We start from the raw sequence: 24,152 nt of genomic DNA on the forward strand, positions 1-24,152 counted from the left end.
ATTCAAGGCGACAGTATTATTTATTGCGAGTCGCCTTCCTGATTTACACCCTCAACCGCATAATGCGCCTGCCACTCCCGGCAGGCGCGTTTGCTTTTATACGAACAAAATTATGCAAACAGAAGCTGAAATTTTAATCGATAACAACGAGCTTATTTGCTCCACTAGCATTGAATGGATCGTTACCGTTCGCCAGAACGCACTACAGCAACTCACATCCCTGATGCAACCAATCGCAGAAATCTCCCGCCTGACGCAGCGCATTGGCGGCGACATAATTATTAACGACATGAGACTAGATGTACGCATAACATCGTCATAAAATGATATTTTTAGAAATTAGCTAAGTGACATATATGGCAGATGATTATTTTCATATTACTCTGAATACCCGGCTTCCATGGTCAAATAACAAGCCAATGGAAGTAGGTAATAGCATAACAACGACCGATGTTAATCCATTCTTTAACTATTACATATCTTACCCATATCCCAGAGAAACATTTATCCAAAATGGGGCCACCCACGATATCAGCCGTATAGCCCTTCTGGAACACATTGCTTCAGGAAATCTACATAATAGCGATATGCGATATGTCGCAAGTATCGGCCACGAAACAGCTAAACATTTTTGTACTTATGTCAGAGAGCTAATTTGGGAATCAGTAAGAACATCAGAATTTCCAGAACTGCCATCTCGCCAAAAATGCATTTGGTTAACAAAGGGGGAGGACAATCTTCATTACTGGATTGAGCGACTTGGACGTCCCGCAGAGCAGATAACCGTATTCAAAGTACTACCTGATGGAAGAATGCATACAACCAGTGAGACTCATCTTTCAGGAGATGCTGAATCTTATCTGGAAAGCGTCGAAAAATCCCGTCGATACTGGAGGGGGGAAATTGATAACCCCTTACATCAGGAGATACTCTTCGAAGGCACAATGTTAGTTGAAAGCAAAGTGTCCATTTAACAAATGCTGGGGGTACTGTACAGCAAAACAGTAAACTGATCACAAGCAATTATTCTGTATTTTGGACTCTATTGCCGGTTTGCTACAATAGAAAACAGTGCCTAAAAAGTAGTTCAGGAAACCCCCGCCCCCCACAAGTAAAATCATTTGGGGGTGCTTATGGGGGTTACTCATTTATCCAACACAAAACATAAAATTAAAATCAACGAGTTAACCATCAAATGCGACTCCTGTGATCGCCAAAATATCATTCCCTGTTCCCGCTTCAGAAAGCCTAAAAAGCCTTCTACATTCGAGTTTCATACGGTTTTTATCGCGTCTCTTACAACACCATCACCATCTCGTGCCACGCCATCCCACCATGATCGGATTCAGACGGTTTGACGTAGCGATAGCCAATGAAAGGGATGCACAAAACCCGGCGTTATGCTATTCGCCGGGCCAATTGTGGATGCGCGAGCAGATTGACGCTCTCCAGCATGAAATCAGCTAGCCGGGTAGTCCAGATATCCTTCTTTCCCGCCGCCAAAGAACTTCTCTTTAATCGGCGCATTCAGCGGCAAGTCGTTTTTCAGGCGATGCGGCAGATCCGGGTTGGCAATAAACGGGCGACCAAAACCAATCAGATCGGCCCAGCCGTTCGCCAGTGCCTCTTCAGCACGTGCTTTGGTGTATTTACCGGAGTAAATCAGCGTGCCTTGGAAGATAATACGCAGCGCTTCTTTGAACGCGGCAGGCATGACCGGCGCATCTTCCCAGTCCGCTTCGGCGATATGAATATAGGCAATGCCCAGCTCGTTCAGCACGCTGGCCGCCGCCAGATAGGTCGCTTCCGGAGTATCATCTTTTGATCCCATAAGCGTAGTCAGCGGAGCGAGACGAATGCCCACGCGCTCTTTACCAATCGCCTCTGAGACCGCCGTTACCACCTCCTGCATAAAGCGCAGACGGTTTTGCAGCGAGCCGCCGTATTCGTCATCACGCAGGTTGGCCTGCGAATCTATGAACTGGTTGATCAGATAGCCGTTCGCCCCGTGCAGTTCAATGCCGTCAAACCCTGCGGCGATAGCATTGCGCGCCGCCTGGGCATAGTCATTGACAATCGCCGGGATCTCTTCCCGCGTCAGGGCTCGCGGCATGTCATGCTGCACCATCTCGCCGACGCCATTTTCCGGGCCGCGCCCTTCAACATCGACAAAGACTTTCACCCCAGGCGCCTGAATAGCCGAAGAAGAGACCGGCGCCGCGCCGCCAGGCTGCAGAAGGGTGTGGGAAACACGACCGACGTGCCACAGCTGAGCGAAGATTTTACCGCCCGCCTTATGCACGGCGTCAGTGACTTTTTTCCAGCCAGCTATCTGCGCATCAGAATAGATGCCCGGCGTCCAGGCATAGCCCTGACCCTGCTGGCTGATTTGCGTGCCCTCGCTAACGATAAGCCCCGCGCTGGCACGCTGTGCGTAATAGTCCGCCATCATGTCAGTCGCGACGTCGCCAGCCCCGGCGCGGGAACGCGTCATCGGCGGCATAACAATCCGGTTTTTTAACGGCAAGGCATTCAGCGCATAGTGATCGAATAACATGATGGGTTCCCCTCGCGATTATTTATACAGTTCTGCACTCATGGTGACGGTATTGCCCATACGAGCGCTGGTGATTTTGTATTCAGAGGCATTCATCTCTTTCGCTTTCTGTGCAATTACCGCTTCAGCAGAATCCAGCGTGGTGCCAGACGCCGTAACGCTCTGCGCAGAGGCGCTAAAGGTCATAGCAGAGAACAGAGAAGCAGTAATAACAGCGATAATGGTTTTCATGTTTAATCCCAGAGTAAATTGGTTGGTTGGCGTTGAATCACGCGTTGGATGAAGAATACGCCTGCTGCCTGATGACATAAATGATACAAATGGCAATAGACTATTGCGCTTTTGTTCATAATAAGAGGGCTCGACATGTTTAGCCTGACATCAGGCAAACCAATAGCTTCTGAAGAACACTACAGGGTAAGTACAGCTCCCAGAACATTACCGAATCTATGAAAGCGAACGGGTTCTATGCGGCAAAGACTTAACGCAACAGACGGGGTAAAAGTAATACACCAGTCTGTTGCGCTAAAGCCATTTTCTTCTGTGAAGGCCCTTAAGGATATCGAAGGATGATGTAAAAAACAGGGTATGTAAAAATCATCATGACTGTTTTTTTACTTTCAAAGCAAACTGCTTCGGTGTAATGCCAAAGAACTCTTTAAAGTTACGAATAAAATAAGATGTACTGGTGTAGCCCACTTCATTGGCGATACTGTTAATATGCTTCTCAGTCGTAGTGATAAGTTTCGCCGCCTGATGCATGCGAATATCCAACACCAGCGTGTTAAAGTTATTACTCTCTTTCTCCAGCTTTTTACGAATCGACACCTCCGACATATGTAAAATGTTCGCCAGATCTGCCAACTTCCACGATTTAGAGAGATCAGCTTCAATGATTGACTTCAGTCGCTCAGTAAAGGTGGTATCCGTCGATACCGACAAGGAATAAACTAACGATTCAATATCCCTCATTTTAGAAAGAAGATAAGTTATTTTATAAACTTGTCGGTGTTGTGGGACATCGCTTCCAATTAATCGCTTGAAGATTTTTGTATCTGTTTCATCAACAGGGCAGGTGAATATTTTACCTCGCGTATGGTTGACTCTTTGCGGATCCAACAGAAGCGGTTCCATCACCTTACAGATACAACTCAATACATCACTATCAACGTGATAGAGTTCATAAGGAACCCCTTTACCCAGCACTTTTAATGCAACATCAATCACTGTGTTTTTTTCGATATAACAAAGTGATTCAGGGGGAACATTAAAGGACTGCCCATCTTTCGTTTTTATAAGCAGTTGCGCATCCCGTAGATAGATAATCGCACAGTTATAAAAACGTATCTTTTTTAACACCAACAGATTGTTGTGTGCAAAACTTTCCTTAGCCGGAAAATTAAGGGTACTTAAAGCACTTTGACTATTCATACAGTCACCCCCATGCTTTGTATGCATATAATTTCATGGGTTATCAGCCATGTAAACTCGGAATTTTTTAATTAACGAAATCGTGTATGATTTTAATTATTACTTTTTTAACTATGCATCTCTTTAAAATACATAGTGTTACCCAGTGGCTTTGGTGATGTAATTAACAATTTAAATATTTTCAACGAGAAACCATGCGAAAATGTGGCAATCACACATTCGGTGCAAGAAAAAAATTCTTCAGCAGGATCGGTAGTTTTCGGGTGGATTCCGCACCCAGTTTGAGTTTAATCGAGCGTATTTTATAATAAATAGTGTTCTCTTTTAGCTGCGTTAACATCGCGATCTCCCTGATTTTCTTTCTTTTAAAGAAATACAGATAGACGATTTTTCGCTCATCCTCCGTAAACTCGTTGAATACTAAAACAGGCGAAGGTCTGCGGTTCGAGAACACACGCAACTTCTCATGCTGGTACGATACTTCCTCAAGGCAAAGACAGGTTATGGGGAATTTCTCCATCAGAAAGCAGTAAGAAAAGTAATCATCCCTGTCGCAAACCAAATAGGCTTCTTTATATTTGTTCAGCATTTCATGAGCTGAATCAACATCCCTGTACTCGTAACATTTAATATCTGAATCATCATTAGCGAGCAGAGACAATCCGTAATTAAAATAAGCATTTTTACTTGCCAACAAAAAAGCAACCGACATAAGGACTCTTAGCTATCAAATGTATTAGACACCCTAACTAAAAGTGACTATAAGGTATGAAAAGTACAAAAACCACCCTAAAAAATAACCCATTACGATAAAATTATGCACACTAAGTTGTTGCGTAAATGAATTTAATTCTCACTCACATTTAATCCATAAAAAAGCCTGAACTATAGGTTCAGGCTTTCACTTACTCACCCGTTAAAATCAGAATGAATAACGGATATTGGCGTTAATTGCCTTATCAATATCGTAATGACCGAAGGCCGAACGCTCTATATTAAGACTAATCCTGGTGTTTTCTTTAATTTTGGCATTAACGCCTAAACTGAAGTTAACCCGGCTATCTTTACCATTCTTAATATGAGTTTCCCCGGCAAAATCATGAACAACCGTCTCTGCCGGTTTAAACAGGTCATACTGATAATGAACGCCAGCCAGCGCCGTCAGTTCCCAGTCTTTACCTCTGAACGTTTTTCCGGACTCCACCCCCGTACGGCCTATCAACGGATTCTCCTGCTTACGCTGCATACGGATGTCTGAACCTGCAGACTGCCAGTCAAACCGGGTTCCTGACACCGAGCCATAAACCAGCTCCGTCTGCGGCTGGATGAAAGTTTCGCCGGGTAGCGAGAAGCGCCAGCCGGTTTCTGCCCCTAGGTACCAGGAGTGCGAGCGGTAATCCTGCTCCGGCATTCCGGTTTCACTCGCCGAATAGTGGTTATCGTGGCGGACATATTTACCGATGGCATCCACATACAGCCCGGAATCGAACATCGCGGAAGCATAGAGACCGATACCGGTTGATTTCGTCTGACCGGACCAGCCATCGCCATGGCTGTTACTGTGAGTGAACGTTGCCGTCACACCGGTAAACAGGTCGCCACCGTCAAACGCGTGCTTTCTGTCGGCGCCAGTCTGCAGGTGAGTCCAGCTGTTGGAATAACCCGCATCTTCGGAACCGGTACCGCTGAAGACCCGCGCCCACGCCCCGGTTTCACTGTGGGTATTGCGCAGGTCGCCCATGCGGTAGTTCAGGTTGTTCATCTCCGTCAGGAAGTTTTTATATCCCGTATTCATAACGGCTTTGCTGGCCTGCAGCGCCGCGTTGTCCTGCTGCACGTCAAACCCTTCCAGTCGCCATTGTTTGCTGTTCCCGCTTTCCACAAAACCCATCTGCGGCGTGAAGGTATGAATACCCACGCGCTGTGTCACCGGTTTGAGCGTGAACACATCGGCAGCCGTCGCTTTCGGTGCCGTGACTAACGCGACGGGTGATGCTCCCTGGCTTACAGAATCCACCGAAGGGACAACAACCAGCGCATTGTTTTTACCGGTCAGCGACTGCTTAACCGTTACCGTATCTGCCGTTTTACCGTCAGTGTTCATGATGAACTGGCTGTTGCTGGCCGTCAGAGTATCCACCGTCAGAGAACCCGCTGCGCCGGCATTGCCAAAGCGCACCTGTGAACCTTTCAGGTCGAGAGATTTCACCACGGACTGCCCGTTCGCCTGCCAGAGGGTATTCGTCATCACCGCGCCTGCCAGTGGCGCACTCAGGTTGCCACCATAAGCTGTGAACAGATCCTTACTGGCATCCTCTGCCGTACCCATATTCAGGCTGGCAGCAGCATCCGCCTGAATATTGCCTGTTATTACGCTACCCGCGCCGACATTCAGCGTGGTGCCCTGCCCGTCAAGACGCCAGCGCTCAGCCGAGTACGCTCCGGTTAACAGCGAAAGCGTTGATCCCGCACCGGCAGTCACTTCACTGTCAGAGACCAGCCCCGATGTCGCCGTCAGCTTCGCGCCATCTGCCAGTGACAGCGGCGAGTGGCTGAAGTGGCTGAACTGGCTGAGAACGGCATTGCTGGACGCCACGGTCACCGAACTGTCTGCGCTGTCAATCCCGCCGCTAAAGTGTTCATTAATGTTGAGGGTGGAGCCGTTCTTCAGCTGTACGCGTCCACTGAAACGGCTTTGATCGGCGTCGTTGGTCGCTTTTGACTGCCCGAATGACGGCGTGGTTTTCACCCCGTTCCCGTCATTGAGATCGATATAGAGGTTTTCACTGCCCAGCGTTACGGTGGAATGGTCGGCATTAATATTTGTATTAAGGCTGGCATTCCTCGCCAGACTGAAGTCAGCGTTGTACAGATCAAGCTGTTTCAGGCTGAACTGGCGGGTCTCCCAGTCACTCTGGGTAAAGGAAACCGGTTGGGTGAGAACAGAGTTGTCGCCCAGCGCCTTCAGCTTATTCGCTACGCCCTGGCTGCTGGCTGCATGGATAACCGGATGTCCCTGGATAAACAGGCGGCCATTTTGCTGGGTGAAGCTCCCCTGCGTGTTCATCCCGCCATCCATGACAAAGTCATTCTGCGTTCCGGGCGTAACGATATTTTTGACATCAACATTGCCGGTGAAGTGGCCGTGCCAGATGTTGGCAACCGCCGTTGTGGCATCTGCTTTATTGAAATCCAGGTTGACGGTAGCCTGCTTCCCGCGGTTGGTCAGGATCGCTCCGTCGTCCGCGCCGTTAAGCTGATGGAAGGTAAGGCTGTTACCGTTGATGTCGAGCTTACCACCACGGTAATCCCACATGATATTGTCAGGGTTAACCTGCTTATCATCATTCAGTACAACCGTTGGGCGTCCGCTAACAATATCAACCATATTAAAGGCCTGGACGTTGCCATCGCTGTCCGGGCGCTGCGCCAGAATCACCGTTCCTTCGCCAACATTCAGCCCACCGGGGTTGATACCCGTGCCATTGACTTTCAGTGTCCCGGTACCGAGCTTGTGCAGGTTATCACCCTGAACACCCTTCACCTGCCAGTCGACGGTATGATCGCCGTTAACAATGATCCCGCCACCTTTCCAGGTTTCATCGGCACTGGCGCTGACGGTGTAATTCGCATCAAAAGTCAGCGTACCCGCCCCCTGATCCACAGCGTCGTTCAGCATGATCTGCCCGTCGGAACCGAGGAAGGTCAGATTTTTGCCGTTATTGAGATTTGAGCCATTTACGCTACCATGCATATCCCAGCGCTGGCTTCCCTGGGTGAGATTCCCGGTACCGGTTTGACTATCAAAATTCCAGAAGATTTTGTCAGAAGAGGTAGTGTTAATGGCGGGATCGGTATCCTGATCGAGAACACCTTTAACATAGTCGACGGGGATGACAGCCCAGTTATTTCCGTTACCGCCCGCACCATTACTCCCGGTTAATACGCCAACCAAAGTCCATTTATTAATGGTTGTATCAAAACCAAACAAAGGGGATCCGCTGTCGCCAGCTTCACCATATGTCGCCATCGGTCCGTTTGCTGAATTATAAATTTGTCCAGAGGAGGTCGTGATCATTTGACCATTCTGGTAAGAGCGCAATGAGCCTACCGTTCCTCCTGTAAGATAACTATATGCACCTGCGATATGCTGAAGTTGCCCGGATGGCGTTTTAATGTACTGCGTCCCAGACCCTACACGATAGAAAACAGGAAATCGCGTTTTATCGTTATAGATGTTACTCACAGTACCTGCATGGGTCATTTCTGAAGGGATAACCTCCGTCACGATCTTGTTCAGCCTCGGCGTATGGAAGTCCAGTCCCCAGTGATTATTTCTGTCGACGATGGTATACGTGTAGTTGCCATACCGGACGGACTGATAGCCGCCGTTATGCTTAACACTTACCACATATTGCGGGTTGACTAAGGTGGCGACGCCTGTTTTATCTACAGAGCTAAAATCGATCATTGGCGCTTTATCCAATACGCCTGCAGGGTTACCACTTTTATCATATAAGGTGATATTGGATGCACCAGCCTGGAAAGTTCCCCTGTTTTGTGCGAAATCGCGATAGGTTTGATAGGGAAGGATGTTACCTACATCTGAGGCGTAAAGTTTAACAGGAGAAAAAACCGCCATAAATCCGGATATCAATAGAGAACATATTATCTTATATTTACGCCAACGACATATGCGTTGATTTTTGCTTACGCCACTACAAAGTTCAGATACTACAACAAGCTTCCCGCACGAATTGAATTTAACTGTATATATCTTGTTCACTGAATACTCCATCCATATCTTACAAATGCTAATACTTTAGATTAGGAACCACAAATAGGCATAGCAAGAATAAAAATAATAACTTCAACTTAATTATCGCGTACAAACAGAACCAGGGGAGCACAAAAAAACAATAAAAAAAGATAATTAACAACAAATAAAAATAAAAATAAACAATAAAAAAATAAAAAAAACCATCAAATTTTATCAGATTAAGTCATTTAATATCATTAATCACTTAAAAATCACAGACAACCACACCAAAGGGTTAAATTTATCCGATTGATTAGCAACAAACATTCAAATAACCTAATAAGACAATGCAGCCTGTCTTCAAAAAAGGTGACTAAGAAGTGCAACTGCATTGTTTAATTCAAACAATCATCAGATGAGATAAGATAAGAGATACATTTTATGAAAATGAAAAAAACATTTCTCGTAATGGGTTTATTATCAACCATGGCTGCCGGTACAGCGATGGCAGCTTCGGGCGATACAATTGGTACGGGTACAGTAGCAGTAACTGGCACAACGGGTGCTTCAACTTGTTCAGTTGTTTTTCCTACAAGTGTAACCATGCCAACCATTACGACTTCTTTGTTTCAGGCTGCTGGAAACGGAAGTGCAATCTTACAACAGCAGGCAGGTAACATCCAATTTAATGGATGTAATGGTCAATCAGTTAATATTAAAGTAGCAGTTAGTGATGGTCAGCTTACCGGTAGTAAAAATATCGTTTATCCAAAAGTCAATAATGCGGCCCAATCTTGGTTTGGGTTGACTTTTGGTATTTCAACAGATCAAGGCTCAAACTTTACAAACCTTAAATTAGATAACACCCCAAGTACAGCAATTTCTGTTGACAACGATGCGTTTACTGTGCCAGTTCGTGTTGAAGCAGTTAAAATGACTGCCAATAATGGCATTGCAATCTCACAAGGCAATTACAGTGAGAATTTCGTTGTAACCGCAACTTACGCTTAAGTCTAATTATAATAAAGCATGACCTTAAACAGTCATGCTTTAACCTTTAGCTTGGATTATTTAATGAAAAGACATATCGTTAGTTACTTTTCTTTTATATATATTCTTTTTTTGGCCTTTCCCTCCACAGCCCAGAATATTGAAGGGATAAATTTAGATCTGACCAGAGTGATATTAGATTCTCAGCAGAAAAGCGCATCCATAAAAGTTAATAACTTTAATAATAAAACTTGGCTATTACGTTCATGGATATCGGAATATAATAGTGATGAAAAAAATAAAAATTTCATTTTAACACCTCCACTTTATAGAATTTCACATGACGAAAGCATACAGTTGAGAATTGATAATATTTCTCAATCATTGCCAATGGATAAAGAATCGGTGTTTAGAATCAATGTATTAGCAATACCAGCCATACCAAAAGATAATAGCATCACTTCCCAAAACCCGACAAAGTTGCAATTTGCAATAAATAATAGGATAAAGTTATTTTATCGCCCGCATAATCTTAATAAGCAGGAAATAGTTAATGCTGCGTTCAAATCATTGAAAATATCAAATAACAAAACCAATGTGCAAATAAAAAACCCGACCCCTTACTACATTACGATGGATGATGTAAAAATAAATGGTAAAAAAGTAACTTCTATTGAAGATTTCATGGTGGCTCCTTATTCAACATTGCATATCCCAGAAAGGAATGCTATTTCGTTTAGCTTTACAACGATAAATGACTATGGCGGAAAATCACCAGTTACAGAAATTATTTTTTAAGATCATATTTTAATAACTATTCTGGAGGCTCTTTGAAAGGTATAATTAAAACCCCTCTACTTTTGATAAGGGTCGCAATTCTGTTTCCGGCGTTTAGCTGGGCTTCAGTTAACTCCACATATATCAGTAATACGGGTTTTACATTTAATGCAGATTTTCTAAAAATATCCGATGGGGGAAATGCTAAAAACATCGATCTGAGTTATTTTTCTAAGGCAAGCGGTGCTGTACCTGGTAAATATACAGTTGATGTTATTCTTAATAAGAAATTAATCGATAGCGCAGTTAGCATTGATTTTTTACCTCATAACTCTACACTTTGTGCAACATTAACACTCCAGCAACTTGACCGTTGGGGGATTAACATTAGCAAAATAGTAGCCCCCCTTCCAGGGAAAGATGCGTGTATTAATAAGTTAATTGCGGGTGCAGATGAAAATTTCGATATTAATAATCAAAGGTTAGTTTTAACTATCCCTCAAAGTTATCTTAAGCCTCAGGACTGGCTGAGCACACCGCCGTATCTATGGGATGATGGTTTGCCCGCTTTGATGGTTAATTATAACTACAATGGGCTAAAACAAAATAATAATGGATATGGCAGTCGTAGCCAATTTTTATCACTAGATAACTCATTAAATCTGGGAGGGTGGCGGTTGCGCCAAAGAGGAAACTGGTCAACCAACTCTTCAAATAAAAATAGCCACTGGCAGCCAGTCAGTGTTTATTTACAGCATGATTATGCTTTCTTACAAGGCGGACAATTTACGCTTGGGCAGACATCAACGGACGGTACGATTTTTAACAGCTTTCCTTTTGAAGGCGCACAATTCTCCTCCGATGATGGTATGATTGCTTCTGAACTCAGTCAGTACAGCCCCGTTGTAAGAGGCATTGCCTATTCACAAGCACAGATATCAGTAAAACAAAACGGAATTTTAATTTACCAAAAAAGCGTTCCTCCAGGCCCTTTCGAATTACGAGATTTCAACCAAATTTTCACAGGCGATCTGGAAATTGAAATTCGTGAAGCAGATGGCAGCGTTCGCCATTACACCCAGGCTACTGCTGCGCTGCCAATCCTCCAGCGGGAGGGACGACTGCGTTATAACTTGGCATTTGGTAAATATTATTCAGATTTTACAAATTCTGAGGATAGTAACAATCCACACTTTGTTCAGTCCTCTGTAGCAATAGGTTTACCTGATGAATACACTCTCTACGGTGGAGGGATTTATGCGGATGATTATACGGCTGCACTTCTTGGAGTGGGTAAATATTCAGATATATGGGGCGCCTTTTCTGTTGATGTGACGCACGCAAGATCAAAATTTACTCAGAACTATAGCGTATTAGGGATTCAGCAGGGGCAATCTTATCGATTTATGTATTCACGCGGCTTTGGTGAGACTAATACTACGTTAAATATCACTGGCTATCGTTATGCAACGCGAGGTTATTATGACTTTGATGAGTTGCAACAGATTCAAACCGGATATGCAAATGACAGAAACGTAAACAGCTATCACCAACGTTCACGTGTTTCAACAACAATTAATCAGGATCTGCAAAACTGGGGACAAGTCAATCTTTCAGCCAGCAAGGATCAGTACTGGGATATGGCGGATGGTTATAATTTCTCTGCCTCTTATACTCTACCATTCCGCTATATCTCAGCAATGGTATCGCTTGGATATAACAAAAACCCATCCTATCGCGATGTAGATAAATCACTATTCTTCTCATTCTCCGTTCCGTTAAGTAACTTTTTGAGCGGTAATAATATGTTCTTAACGGCTAACACGATTACAAACAATGGCCAGGTACAGCAACAAATTGGCCTCAATGGTACTACCCGTAACGGAGAATTAAATTATGCAATTGCTCAAGGTTGGCAAAACCATAACCATGGAGAAGCAGGCAATGTTAATCTTAATTATCGTGGCCCATACGGCTACATTTCTGGCAGTTACGCCTACCAAAAAGACGCCAGTCAATGGACTTATGGTCTCAACGGTGGCATAACCATACATCCACACGGAATTACTCTTTCGCAACCGCTTAGTTTAAATAGTGGCAGCGCGCTGATACAGGCTCGTGATGCCGAAAGTGTAAAAGTGTTAAATGGTGCGGGCATTTATACTGACTGGCGCGGCTATGCCATCGTTCCTTATCTTAGCCCTTACAATCGTAACCAAATATCACTGGACGTGAATAGCGTGAAGGATGATGTCGAGTTATTAAATACAGATGTTACGGTAATACCTAGTCGCGGCGCGTTAGTATCCGCGCCGTTTAAAGTAAATATAGGTAATAAGGCTTTGATTACCTTAATGCAGAAGAATGGCAACCCTGTTCCCTTTGGTAGCCTGGTCACTTTGGATTCAGAAAATAGCATCAATAGCAGTATTGTCGCTGATGATGGGCAAGTATATATGTCAGGCTTGCCTAAGGAGGACACCCTACTAGTTAAATGGGGTGACGAGCCATCACAGCAATGTCAAGCAAATTACAAACTTAAGGATACAAAGATTAAATTCAATGAGTTTACCGTTCAATGTAATTAAATTTTCCGAATAATGAATAGCCCCGTTTGAGGGGCTATTTTATATCTCATTAATCAAACACCCCATTAATAATCGCCGTGACCACGGCAGTACTGAGCGCAATCAGCACTAAATTATCCCCAACAATTTTCCATTCATAGCCAGGATAATAAGGCAATTGCCCCAGCATGGACGCCGGGACGGTTTTTTTCGCGATGCCCGGAGGGAGCGGTTTTCCACGCGCCAGGTTTTTCGCAATGCCCGGTGGCAGAGAATCATATCCCGTCAGGCCGTAGTTCACCGCCAGATGACGCGCTGTCGCAAAACTGATGTCAGACTCGACATGATCGGGTTTGCCGTAATTTTTACGATGATCGGAAGAAGCGTTGTTTTTCTGGGCCGGATTTCCTTTTTGCCCGTTATTTCCCTGGTTGCCCTTATTTCCATGATTGCCACTGCTGTTGCCCTGGCCACCGCTATGACCATTTCCGTTACTATTCCCCGGATTCGCCATGACCGGCGCGGCGAACAGAGAGAGTGAAACCAGAGTGGCCAGCACTGCCGTTAAACCCCGACGCTTACCCATGATGTGTTCCTTCCAGATGATGTTCCACTTTGACAATAGTGCGCCGCCATCAAGTGCGCAATGTCAAAAATCCTGGTTTTGAATTGGCTCGCAGGCTGTTAATAAACAACCTGTTATGTGGAGGGTAACGACTGTGCCTTATCTGCTATCATGCCTGCAAATAACGTCGAAAAAACACAGCCGAGGAAAACATGGGGTCCACCAGAAGAGGGATGCTGAATGTCCTGATCGCCGCCGTATTATGGGGAAGTTCCGGCGTTTGCGCGCAATACATTATGGAGCAAAGCCAGATGTCGTCGCCATTTCTGACCATGACGCGTCTGATTTTTGCCGGACTCATTCTGCTGATGCTCTCCTTTGTGCACGGCGACAAAATCTTTTCCCTTTTCAAAGACCGCAAAGATGCCCTGAGCCTGCTGATCTTTTCTGTCGTCGGCGCGCTGACCGTACAACTCACCTTCCTGCTGACCATCGAAAAATCCAACGCCGCGACAGCGACTGTGCTGCAATTTCTGTCTCCGACGATTATCGTGGCGTGGTTCGCTCTGGTACGTAAGGCACGTCCCGGCGTGTTGGTGCTCACGGCAATCCTCACCTCCCTCATCGGCACCTTTTTACTGGTGACGCACGGCAACCCCACCTCGCTGTCAATTTCACCCGCCGCGCTGTTCTGGGGAATTGCCTCGGCGTTCGCCGCCGCGTTTTATACCACCTACCCGTCAACGTTGATTGCACGTTACGGCACCTTACCGATTGTCGGCTGGAGTATGTTAATCGGCGGGATGATCCTGCTGCCGTTTTATGCCGGAGAGGGCACAGGTTTCGTGGTTAATGGCAGCCTGATCCTGGCGTTTTTCTACCTGGTGGTGATCGGCACGTCGCTGACGTTCAGCCTGTATCTGAAAGGGGCGCAGATGATTGGCGGGCCGAAAGCGAGCATTTTAAGCTGTGCCGAACCGCTGAGCAGCGCGTTACTGTCGTTGCTCTTGTTAGGAATTACCTTCACTCTGCCGGACTGGCTGGGCACGCTGCTGATTTTGTCTTCCGTGGTGTTGATCTCGATGGATTCTCGCCGCCGCGCCAGAACCGGCTGACATCGCTGGCGCGGCAGCGGTCATTTTACCAGCCCGGCACCGCACCGCCGTTAAAGATTTTCTCCGCCGCTTTAGCGACTTCCGGCGACTGATAGGACTGCAAAAATTCCTTCACGTTTTGCGCGTCCTTGTTGTCTTCCCGCGCCACCAGAATGTTCACGTACGGCGAATTTTTATCTTCGATAAACACGCTGTCATGAACCGGAGAAAGCCCGGTTTGCTGAATGTAGGTGGTGCTGATGATCGCGACATCGACTTTCGGGTCGTCAAGTACGCGCGGTAACTGCGCGCCTTCCAGTTCCATAATCTGTAAGTGACGCGGATTATCGGTGATATCCAGCGCCGTCGGCAGCAGACCTTTCCCTTCTTTCAGGGTGATCAGCTTCTCTTTTTGCAGCAGCAGAAGCGCACGCCCCAGATTGGTCGGATCGTTCGGGATCGCCACCGTCGCGCCCTCTTTCAGTTGATCCACCGTTTTGATTTTTTTCGAATAGCCCGCCATCGGGAAGACAAAGGTATTCCCCACCGCCACCAGCTTATAGTTGTGCGCCTGGTTATCCTGCTCAAGGAACGGGCGATGCTGGAAAACGTTGGCATCCAGTTCGCCGTGGTTGGTGGCGTCATTTGGCAACAGCGAGCCGCTGAAACCGACCAGCTCAACGTCGAGGCCGTACTTCTCTTTCGCCACTTTTTTGGCGACTTCCGCGACATCCTGCTCGGCACCGTTAATCACACCCACTTTAATGTGCTTTGCATCACTGCTCTGCTGATCGCATCCGACCAGCAACAATCCCGCCAGCAGTATCGCCGCCCCTGTCCGTAAATGAGGTATCGTCAATTTCACGTTTTTATCCTTTTGAAATAACCGCCTGATGAGTAATGAAATGACTATAGCGGGAAGGGTGCTGCGGTTTAAAAAACGAAAAGGTATCAATAAGAAGAAAAAGGCATAAAGGGAGAATATGCGAAAATCCTGATGGCGCTGCGCTGACCACACGCAGCGCCATTCGGCTCAGACCAGCGCTTTGACGATGTCCATTAACCTGACGATATCTTCAGGTCGCGTATTCCCGGTTTGCGGATCGATAATCGAACTGTACACATGCGGCATCACGCGCGGCACTCCCGCCTCCAGGCAGGTCTGTAATATGACGCCGAAGTTATCCAGATCGATACCGCCGGTCGGTTCAATCAGCGTCATGCCGTTACGCGCCGCGCTGCTTGCCAGTACGTACAGCTCCGGCAGCGATTTCTCTCCACCCATCGGAAAGAACTTCGCCGCGTGCGCACCCATATCCTGCATCATCCGCACGGCGGCATCGCAAGAGACAGGCGCTGGCGTCCCCTGGCTGCTGTTGACGCCAGTGGAGATCAGCACTTCGCCAGACGTTCCTGTCGGGCTGACCAGCGCATTGATATGCGTCTGCTCACCACCCGTCGCCGCCAGCGCCCCCGCCGCAAAACCGCTGCCGGTAAAGGTCTGGTTGACGTGGGCCGGATGGACCTTTGCAGCAATCATCGCCGCCTTGTAATACTGCGCCGGATCGCCCGCCCCCAGCCCGACCGAAATCGACGGCACTTCCGCCATCCAGCGCTTCACCTCCTGAACGCCTTCGTCGACCGACGAAAACTGCGCGGACAGAACACCAATCACCGCGTGTCCCTCAGCGGCATCATAGATTTCCCTGGCGTTGGCGATATCTTTCGCCAGCACGTTAATCGCCACACGCTGACGATAAAAATTAATCTGCTGCATGTTCTGCAATCTCCTTAAGTCGCGCCACAATCAACGCCATTTCCCCCTCCGCGACCGTACGTGGGTCGAGGCTGAATACGCCCTGATGGAGGTTATAGCGCCGTGCGTAAATGGCGATATCACCACTTCGCAGTTGGGCTTCAACTTCACGCGCGTCCAGACCAAACGCCTGCGCATCGACCCGAACGCGAATGCGCCAGATGGCGCGCCCGGCTTCGTCCTGCTCGATATCCGCGGTCAGACCAGGAATCGCTGAAATCGCAGCCGCTGTGGGTTGCAACTGTTCGGCGGTTACCACAGTCTGCCCCTGGTGATAATTTTCCAGCGCATACACCAGCCCGACCATGTTCTCCTTACCGATTTTCATCGCTCTGGCGATACCGTGATGCTGCGCTTTACAGGCAGCGATCCACGGTTTCTTGCCGGTGATAAACCCGGAGGTCGGCGCATTGAAGGCTTTCGCCCCGCTGTAGACAACCATGTCCGCCCCGCTCGCCACCCAGGCGTGTAAATCCTCCTCGGCGGCGGCATCGACAATCAGCGGCAGGTTGTGGATCTGCGCTACCTGCACAAAGTCGTCAATGCTGAGCATGCCTTTCTGCACGCAATGGTGCGATTTCACATACAGCAGCGCGGCGGTCTCGTCGGTAATGGCGCTCTCCAGTTGCCAGCGTGCGGCCAGGTTACTCGAGCCGACTTCCACAACGCGCCCGCCGCCCAGACGAATAGCGCTGGTAATCGGCGCGCCGTAGTCCACGTTATGCCCACGCAGCATCACCACCTCGTTGGCCATTCCGCTGCTGTCCGGCATCAGCGACACGCGAAGCGGATCGCCACGGGTAATGGCGGCCGCCACGGCAATGGCGATCCCTGCCGAGGCGCAGGAGGTCACATAGCTGTCCTGCGCGCCGGTAAAGCGGGAAACCAGTTCACCGGTTCGGTCCACCAGTTTGTCGATCTCAACAAAGGCCGAGGCCGCCCGCACTGTTGCCTGCATCACCTCCAGCGCGACGCTGGAGACGCCAAGAATCGTCATCTTGCCGCAGGCGTTAATCACCTGTTTTAGCCCCAGCTGTTGATAGATATTCTCTGTCATGGCTTACAACACTCCCAGCAGCGAACACACCACGCTCAGCGCCACAATTGACAACAGAATGGTGGTGTAACGCGGTCCCTTTTTCACCAGGAAGATATAGATGGCAAACACCGCCGCCAGCGGCAGCAGGCCTGGCGCGATGGAGTCGAGGATCTGCTGCACCACCACTTCAGAGCCTTTCAGCGCACTGATTTTCAACGGCGTGGTGATCTTGACGTAGCTTGCCGACAGCGCGCCCATCATGATCAGCCCCAACACGTTCGCGCCGTAGATCAGTTCTTTGATTCGCCCCCCTTGCAACAGGCCAACGATAGAATCACGTCCCAGGGTGTAGCCTTTGTGGATCAGACCGTAGCTGATCGCCAGCGTAATCGCCGGATAGAGGATTAACGGCGCAATACCGCCAAACGCGCTGCCATTAGCGGCGAAAGGGATGAAAATCGCAATCAGCAGCGGCATAACGGCGGCCCAGACGATGGAGTCGCCCATGCCAGCCAGCGGGCCCATCAGACCGGTTTTAATCCCGGTAATCGAGGCATCGCTAATCGGTTCGCCACGCGTTTTCTGCTCTTCCATGGCGATAGAAATCCCCTGAATCACCGCGCCAAATGTTTGCTCGGAGTTGAAGAAGTTCAGGTGACGTTTCAGCGCCTCGACCTGTTCCTCTTTTTGCGGATAGAGCTTTTTGATGATCGGCGTCATCGAGGCGCAGAAAATCAGGCTCTGCAGACGTTCATAAGAGTTAGACACTTCCGCGCCCAGCCAGTAGATAAACCACGCTTTGGTGATATCTGCTTTCGTCAGCGCCCCGGTTGTCCGCGCACGCTCAACCAGTTCATGTTGCATTACGTCGCTGCTCATTATGCTGCTCCTTCATTTTTCGCCAGACCTTTAATCAGGAAGGCCACACAGGTCCCGAAGATCGCCATCGCCATGATGTCTACCTTGAGGTACAGCACCGCGAAGAATCCGCCAATAAACCACGGCAGCAGGCTCTTTTTACCGATCACCATAATGGTGATCGCGAAGCCCAGCGCCGGCAGGATCCCGCCCATGATTTCAAATGAGTGGGTCAGCCAGTGCGGCATCAGTTTGAGGAAACTTTCCACCACGTCCTGACCGAAGTAGTTCGCGGCGAACACCACCGGGAAACGCAGCGCCAGTCCAAGCAGCGCCGGGTAGAGGAACGCACAGCGCATAATGCCCGACATGTTCGCCGTTTCCGCATGCTTATCAGCCATATGCACCCAGGCGGCGTTCAGGGTACGGCGCAACTGGTCGAGGAAGACGCCAATCACGCCGAAGGGGATCGCCAGCGCAATGGCCAGGTTCGGATCCATCCCGGCTTTTACCGCAATGGGAATCGAGATACAGGCCGCCAGCGCCGGATCTGACGGCACGTTACCGCCAGGCGTGGAGGTCACGCCGAGATAAACGAGCTGCATCCCGGCACCGATAATCATCGCGGTTTGCATGTTGCCCAGCAGCAGCCCAACAAAGACTGCGACCACCACTGGCTGAAGCAGCATGGCAGAGAAGGTGTAGCCAAGGCGTAAGCGGGCAAACCAGTAATACAACCCCATCAGGCTTGCAAAAACTAAGGTATCCATAGTGTTATCCCATTATCAGAGGGTTAGAATTTTTTCAGGATATCGTCCAGCGACTGCGGCTTATCTTCCGGGATAGTCTGGAAGAACACCTGAATGCCACGACTTTTCAGGTCGTTAAGAATGCCAACGTCTTTTTCATCGAGCGTAATGTTCTGGAATACCGCTTTGCGGTTCGGTCCACCGCCCAGACCCCCCACCTGAATTGTGGAGACATCAAAGCCCTGTTGTACGGCCTGCTGGATTGCGGCAAGAGAGGGGAACAGCACCAGCACATTGCCGTCGCCCAGTTGGTTCTCTTTCCATGAGGCGGCAAAGCTCAGGTTGCTGTAGCAGTCCACTTTGATGTTCGGCGGTGCGGCCATCAGGTAGATGTTTTTCATAAACGGATCGGCGTCCAGTTCGTCGCTGACCACCGCGATGCGGTTGGCCTGGGATTGCCCGACCCACTTCGTGACGACCTGCCCATGAATCAGACGGCTATCGATACGACATAACACGATGTTTGCCATGATGATTTTCCTTATTGTGATTGTTGTAACTGGCGGACGTGGGCGACAACGTCCAGGCAACTGCTGCGTCCGGCTTCCACCAGCTCGCTGACGCAGTCGGTCAGTGAGCCATGTTCACGTCTGTCCAGCGCTTCCAGCAGCAGCGATGCGTTGAGTCCGGAAACAACCGCCACCGGATAATCCGCGCTCAGTCGCGCGGCCACGTTGGACGTCGTTCCGCCCACAAAATCGGTCAGAATGAGCGAACCTTCCGGCATGGTTTTCACCACGGTTTCGACACGCTGATAAAACTCGCCCAGCGTATCGACGGGCATCAGCGCGATTTCCGTCACGCCTTTGATTTCGCCCATGACCATGCGCAGGCTGTTGCAAAGCTGTTGTCCCCAGCCGCCATGGGTCAGCAGCAGAATGTCGGGCAACGGTTGAGTGGTAGTCAAAATGGCCTCCTGGCGCGATTACATGAGACTTGCAATGCCTGATGGCGCTTCGCTTATCAGGCCTACGGATAGTGCTTTTGTAGGCCGGATAAGGCATTTATGCCGCCATCCGGCAAAACTCATCAAGGTAAGAGCAAACGCTGTGCCAGTATTTGTGTCACGCGAGGGGGGAAAGGAGAGCGGACAAGGCGTAACGCCTTGTCCGTTAAGGGATCAGCTATAAAGCAGTTCGTAGATATAAAAATATTCCGCATCCGACAAACGAACGGCGTAGGCTTCTTCAATAGGCAGGAAGGCGGATTTGATGACACTAAATGCGCGCGGGTCGAGATCCGGTTTGTTTTCCAGCGCCATCTGTAACGGTTTACGGTTGATCACGATACGCTCAACCATGCAACAGCAGTGGATCAGGAAGCGTAGTGTCACCTGGCGGCTCGGTTTGAGAGAAAGCGCGGTCGTCAGATGATTCAGTACGCCCTCCATCTCCTTGAGAATACGTTGTGGATTGAGCACTGAAATATGGTTGATGATGCTCTCCATGGTCAACGCGCTGATAAACCGCATGGCGCTGCGCTCCATCTCCAGACGGCGCTCAGCGCTGGAGAGATCCGGCGTCAGCAGGCTTAACACCAGCTCCGGCCCCTGCTCAGAGAACAGTTCTTCCAGCGAGATAAACGGAATATCCGGCAGTCCTGGCTGGAAGGTCCCGACGATCCCCGCCAGCCGTTCACTGGCCTTCAGCGCCTGCTGAACACGTTCAAGACTGCGTACCTCGTTGTAATCGAGGATCACCATGCGCGTATCCTGCGACATCAGCTCGCCAAAACTCTCCTCCAGTACTTTCTTAATCTTCTCCGCCGTTCCCATGCCGGTAATACACGAGATCACCAGCACTTTACCGCCGTTTTCCTGCTGCGGCGTACACAGCTGACAGGGGATATTTTTGCTCTGCATCAGCGCCGCGAGGTGGGGTAAGTCGCTGGTTTCGTAGCTTAAATCCAGACCGATCTCCAGAAGGCTGGTCAGCGTGATGTTGGGCATCAACAGCACATCTATCTGGAATAACTTGCTGATCGTACTGCCGAAGTGCACCAGTGAACCGATATCAACCATCAGGATCAACCGCTGGTAACCGTGGGTTTGAATCCGCTGGGTCAGCGTTTCCAGCGTATCGTGTACCGACTGCTCAAAGGGCATATCGATGGCACTGAACAACTCACGCTCCAGTACGCGGTTGACGTACTGCGCCATGCTGGTCGCAGTGGTCGCGCCGTGGGCGACCAGAATGACGCCACAGTCCGGGCTGGCATCAATGCGCTGACGATAGTGACGACACTCTTTCAGGAACAGACACAGCCAGACCACTTCCGTCGCCGGGCACTGAATATGCAGCAGCTCGTTGATTTTCCGACACAGCAGCGTGGCGTTGTCGTACTCGTCTTTGCAGCGATCAAGAATGAGGCTTGAAGAGTAGAGCTGGGGAATCAGCCCGCGCTGAACATAACCAATCAGCGCCAGGAAGTGTTTGCGCAGCGGATTCACTAAATTTTCCGGCAGCGTAAACGTGAGCACCTGTTCCACACAGCCAATCAACAGCGTCACGCGCTCTTCGATTTGATCGCCATAGCGCGGCGGATGCGCAATATTGTCGCGGCTGTAGAGACCGTATTCGAAAATCGAGCTGAGCTTGTTTTTCAGGATCGCCAGCGTTTCCGCCGGGGGGACGTTGCTGTTGCGCAGATTGACATATTCCCGCGTCAGAAAACTGTAAAAGAGGTCGCTCTCTTCGATTTCTGCGCCGGTCGCCAGTGAGCTTTTTAACGCAGGCAGCGTGCGCGCATCAATGCTTAGCCGCTCTTTCCCTTCAAACAAGGCATCGACCAGCAGGCGCTGTTCCGGCGTGGCGTGAAACGGTATCTCCGCCAGCCGTTTATCCAGCTGTAGTGTGTCGTTATGCTCCGTCATCCCTGACGCCCACGCCTGGGCGCAGAGGAACTGGATATCGCTTTTGAGCTGGCCGATATTGCCTTCAAGCGGTTTATTTAACAGCCAGAGCAACAACGCTTTATCGATGCTGACCGTGCGTTCAATTTTGCGACTTTCACGCTGCAGGAAACCGACGATCAGCTCGACCTGTTCCTCGACGGAACGCTGACGAATCCCAGGCAAATCTATGCTCACCTGAATTCGCCGCTGGAAGGTTCGCAACAGCGATGAACTCACGGGTTCCGTGGTCGCGCAAATCAGGCGAACCGAAATCGGGCGCGCCTTACTGCTTTCGCCGAGCGGTCGGTACTCGCCTTTATCAAGAATGGAGAACAGTTTTTCCTGCCCTTCGTACGGCAGACGATGCACTTCATCCAGCAACAAATAGCCGCCGTCCGCCTGTTCTACCAGACCGGGTTTGTTCTCGCTCGCACCGGTAAACGCCCCCTGACGATGACCAAACAGGTGGGAAGAGAGCAGTTCCGGGTTATGGGCGTACTCGGCGCAGTTAAAGTAGACCAGCGGTGGCGGGGAACCGGCGGCCTGTTCGCAGGCGAAACGGTGCATCAGTTCAGCAAAGAATGTTTTCCCTACACCAGAAGGGCCGGTTAACAACACATGTAAACCCTGCGGATAGAGTACGGCGGCTCGGCCTTTTTCTACCGCGTCGCGCAGGCTGCGATCGTAACCAATCAGGCCGGTAAAGGGATCGTCACCGTCCGTGTTTTCCGGTTGCGGAAGCAGATCGGCCACCGAACGGACTTCACGCTCGCTGTCTTCCAGTTTACGCCCGAGCAGCGTTTCCAGCGTCTGGCGATGCAGAAAGAACACCGGACGTCCCCGGCTTTTAACCGCCAGACCGTCGTTCCACAGCTGATTGAGATCTTTACTGACCGAGTTACGCGCCAGCCCAAGATTAAAGCCGATCGCTTCTGCCGTGAACGCGGTTTCCCGCGCCAAATCCGTACAGTCCAGCCCACGCGTCAGTCTTTCAAGCTCGCCCAGTACGATCTCAATCCGTCTCATCACTTTACCGCTTCAGAAATAAATGATTGTTCAGAACATACACTATTCTGCTATGCAAGAAAGTGAATCGGCCCCCAGAGGTCACGCCGAACGCGTTCCGGTCATCAAAATGTTTTCGATAAATAGTGGCGGGCGGCGCCTTTTTCCGGGAAGTCGTCGAGGGTGAGTTGCAGCTGGTAGCCGTTTTTTTGATAGAACGGCAGTGCCTGAAAACTCATCGTATCCACCAGCGCATGGTGACAGCCTCTTTCCCGTGCGGCCTGTTCGGCGGCCTGCATCAACCGGCTGCCGTAGCCGCCTTTACGCAGCGACTCATGCATCCAGAGATACTCAATACACAGCCACTCCCCTTTGATTTTGCCAATCAGCCCGCCGCGAATTTTCTGCGTTTCATCGCGCCAGTAAACGGCCAGATCGCCAAAATTGGTGGTCTTCAGAAACTGAAGGTTATAGGCGCGCAATCCGGTGAGCAGCGCGTTTTGATCGTCTTCGGTCACCGTATCCGTAATCTGTATCTGCATTTTATCCTCCTGAAAAATACCACTTTTAGCTGACATTCTTTTTGACAATAACACGGGGTGCTGAGTGAGCCGTACGCCGTCTACACTTACTCTTAAAATGATGCGCATCGACAACAAGGATTATTACCATGAAACGAGCCGTTTTACCGATCATTGCCGTCCTTTTCTTGATGCCAACGCTGGCACAGGCCGACTCGCCTTACGGCGCACTGCAATCCGCACACGAAAAAAATACGATACTCAAAGACTTACGAAAAATTTGTACGCCGCAAGGCTCGCCATCTGACGAGGCGTGGGAAAAAACGATCATGGCGAATGAGGGGAATCAGCAGCACATTCGTGAAGCAATTGTGGCGATAGAGAGGAATAATCAGAGCAACTACTGGGAAGCGCTCGGCAAGGTGGAATGCCCGGATATGTGAGCGTGAAGCCGACGCTTCACGCCCGGAA

The 24,152-nt window shown here is 49.4% G+C and carries 21 protein-coding genes and 1 pseudogene; 7 read left to right on the plus strand and 15 right to left on the minus strand.

The annotated features are described in order from the left end of the window. Positions 1 to 112: 112 nt before the first annotated feature. Both QNN88_RS16605 and QNN88_RS16610 read left to right on the plus strand, forming a co-directional pair. Positions 113 to 277 (plus strand): annotated as a pseudogene (locus QNN88_RS16605) (restriction endonuclease subunit M); the annotation flags it as partial. Between the two features lie 79 nt (positions 278 to 356). Beyond that, positions 357 to 974 carry a DUF2441 domain-containing protein gene (locus tag QNN88_RS16610; RefSeq protein WP_414241185.1) on the plus strand — a complete coding sequence of 206 codons (618 nt, stop codon included), beginning with the start codon at positions 357 to 359 and terminating at the stop codon, positions 972 to 974. 485 nt (positions 975 to 1,459) lie between these two features. On the opposite strand, the gene QNN88_RS16615 is transcribed toward QNN88_RS16610, so the two are convergent. From QNN88_RS16615 to QNN88_RS16635, 5 genes are all read right to left on the minus strand, one after another. Beyond that, on the minus strand, positions 1,460 to 2,557 hold the full coding sequence (locus tag QNN88_RS16615) for an alkene reductase (RefSeq protein WP_414241186.1): 1,098 nt from the start codon (positions 2,555 to 2,557) through the stop codon (positions 1,460 to 1,462). Between the two features lie 18 nt (positions 2,558 to 2,575). Beyond that, positions 2,576 to 2,788, minus strand: a complete 213-nt coding sequence (locus QNN88_RS16620; protein ID WP_044263563.1) for a DUF1471 domain-containing protein — start codon at positions 2,786 to 2,788, stop codon at positions 2,576 to 2,578. Between the two features lie 369 nt (positions 2,789 to 3,157). Next, a complete protein-coding gene (locus QNN88_RS16625; protein WP_414241187.1) occupies positions 3,158 to 3,988 on the minus strand; it encodes a helix-turn-helix transcriptional regulator in 831 nt (276 codons plus the stop codon). Between the two features lie 211 nt (positions 3,989 to 4,199). After that, positions 4,200 to 4,700 carry a helix-turn-helix transcriptional regulator gene (locus tag QNN88_RS16630; protein ID WP_414241188.1) on the minus strand — a complete coding sequence of 167 codons (501 nt, stop codon included), beginning with the start codon at positions 4,698 to 4,700 and terminating at the stop codon, positions 4,200 to 4,202. 210 nt (positions 4,701 to 4,910) lie between these two features. After that, positions 4,911 to 8,774 carry a S6 family peptidase gene (locus tag QNN88_RS16635; protein WP_414241189.1) on the minus strand — a complete coding sequence of 1,288 codons (3,864 nt, stop codon included), beginning with the start codon at positions 8,772 to 8,774 and terminating at the stop codon, positions 4,911 to 4,913. Between the two features lie 414 nt (positions 8,775 to 9,188). Here QNN88_RS16635 and QNN88_RS16640 point away from each other — a divergent pair, with 414 nt between their 5' ends. The 3 genes from QNN88_RS16640 to QNN88_RS16650 all read left to right on the plus strand — a co-directional run bounded on the left by QNN88_RS16640 (position 9,189) and on the right by QNN88_RS16650 (position 13,102). Then, positions 9,189 to 9,758, plus strand: a complete 570-nt coding sequence (locus QNN88_RS16640; RefSeq protein WP_414241190.1) for a hypothetical protein — start codon at positions 9,189 to 9,191, stop codon at positions 9,756 to 9,758. Between the two features lie 63 nt (positions 9,759 to 9,821). Continuing rightward, positions 9,822 to 10,535, plus strand: coding sequence for a molecular chaperone (locus QNN88_RS16645; RefSeq protein WP_414241191.1), 714 nt, complete (start codon positions 9,822 to 9,824; stop codon positions 10,533 to 10,535). Positions 10,536 to 10,567: 32 nt separating this feature from the next. Then, entirely contained in the window at positions 10,568 to 13,102 is a 2,535-nt protein-coding gene (locus QNN88_RS16650; protein ID WP_414241192.1) for a fimbria/pilus outer membrane usher protein, read from the plus strand. Positions 13,103 to 13,151: 49 nt separating this feature from the next. Here the strand turns inward: QNN88_RS16650 and QNN88_RS16655 are convergent, their stop codons facing one another. Further along, positions 13,152 to 13,667 carry an anti-virulence regulator CigR family protein gene (locus QNN88_RS16655; protein WP_414241193.1) on the minus strand — a complete coding sequence of 172 codons (516 nt, stop codon included), beginning with the start codon at positions 13,665 to 13,667 and terminating at the stop codon, positions 13,152 to 13,154. Between the two features lie 191 nt (positions 13,668 to 13,858). Here QNN88_RS16655 and QNN88_RS16660 point away from each other — a divergent pair, with 191 nt between their 5' ends. Continuing rightward, complete coding sequence (locus QNN88_RS16660) at positions 13,859 to 14,761, plus strand: carboxylate/amino acid/amine transporter (RefSeq protein ID WP_414241194.1); 903 nt, start codon at positions 13,859 to 13,861, stop codon at positions 14,759 to 14,761. 25 nt (positions 14,762 to 14,786) lie between these two features. Here QNN88_RS16660 and nlpA read toward each other — a convergent pair whose 3' ends face one another. The 9 genes from nlpA to QNN88_RS16705 all read right to left on the minus strand — a co-directional run bounded on the left by nlpA (position 14,787) and on the right by QNN88_RS16705 (position 23,702). Then, complete coding sequence (gene nlpA, locus QNN88_RS16665; RefSeq protein WP_414241195.1) at positions 14,787 to 15,605, minus strand: lipoprotein NlpA; 819 nt, start codon at positions 15,603 to 15,605, stop codon at positions 14,787 to 14,789. Between the two features lie 168 nt (positions 15,606 to 15,773). Further along, positions 15,774 to 16,517, minus strand: coding sequence for a 2-dehydro-3-deoxy-phosphogluconate aldolase (dagF, locus tag QNN88_RS16670; protein WP_414241196.1), 744 nt, complete (start codon positions 16,515 to 16,517; stop codon positions 15,774 to 15,776). Next, a complete protein-coding gene (gene dgaE, locus QNN88_RS16675; protein WP_414241197.1) occupies positions 16,504 to 17,613 on the minus strand; it encodes a D-glucosaminate-6-phosphate ammonia lyase in 1,110 nt (369 codons plus the stop codon). The genes dagF and dgaE overlap by 14 nt, the downstream gene beginning before the upstream one ends. Before the next feature lie 3 nt (positions 17,614 to 17,616). Further along, the gene (locus QNN88_RS16680) at positions 17,617 to 18,477 is read right to left on the minus strand and encodes a PTS system mannose/fructose/sorbose family transporter subunit IID (protein ID WP_161215577.1); all 861 of its coding nucleotides are present in this window, start codon (positions 18,475 to 18,477) and stop codon (positions 17,617 to 17,619) included. Then, the gene (locus QNN88_RS16685) at positions 18,474 to 19,223 is read right to left on the minus strand and encodes a PTS mannose/fructose/sorbose/N-acetylgalactosamine transporter subunit IIC (protein WP_042323417.1); all 750 of its coding nucleotides are present in this window, start codon (positions 19,221 to 19,223) and stop codon (positions 18,474 to 18,476) included. Before QNN88_RS16685 ends, QNN88_RS16680 begins: the two co-directional genes overlap by 4 nt. A 23-nt stretch (positions 19,224 to 19,246) precedes the next feature. Next, positions 19,247 to 19,732: a PTS system mannose/fructose/N-acetylgalactosamine-transporter subunit IIB gene (locus tag QNN88_RS16690; RefSeq protein WP_414241198.1), complete on the minus strand. Its 486-nt coding sequence runs from the start codon at positions 19,730 to 19,732 to the stop codon at positions 19,247 to 19,249. Between the two features lie 11 nt (positions 19,733 to 19,743). Next, positions 19,744 to 20,169: a PTS sugar transporter subunit IIA gene (locus QNN88_RS16695; RefSeq protein ID WP_414241199.1), complete on the minus strand. Its 426-nt coding sequence runs from the start codon at positions 20,167 to 20,169 to the stop codon at positions 19,744 to 19,746. 213 nt (positions 20,170 to 20,382) lie between these two features. Beyond that, complete coding sequence (gene dagR, locus QNN88_RS16700; protein WP_414241200.1) at positions 20,383 to 23,181, minus strand: transcriptional regulator DagR; 2,799 nt, start codon at positions 23,179 to 23,181, stop codon at positions 20,383 to 20,385. A gap of 104 nt (positions 23,182 to 23,285) precedes the next feature. After that, complete coding sequence (locus QNN88_RS16705; RefSeq protein WP_414241201.1) at positions 23,286 to 23,702, minus strand: GNAT family N-acetyltransferase; 417 nt, start codon at positions 23,700 to 23,702, stop codon at positions 23,286 to 23,288. Positions 23,703 to 23,830: 128 nt separating this feature from the next. Between QNN88_RS16705 and QNN88_RS16710 the strand changes: the two genes are divergently transcribed. Next, the gene (locus tag QNN88_RS16710) at positions 23,831 to 24,124 is read left to right on the plus strand and encodes a YicS family protein (protein ID WP_414241202.1); all 294 of its coding nucleotides are present in this window, start codon (positions 23,831 to 23,833) and stop codon (positions 24,122 to 24,124) included. Positions 24,125 to 24,152 lie beyond the last annotated feature (28 nt).

Source organism: Citrobacter sp. ANG330 (assembly GCF_047467925.1).
Classification (GTDB): Bacteria; Pseudomonadota; Gammaproteobacteria; order Enterobacterales; family Enterobacteriaceae; genus Citrobacter_A; species Citrobacter_A amalonaticus_G.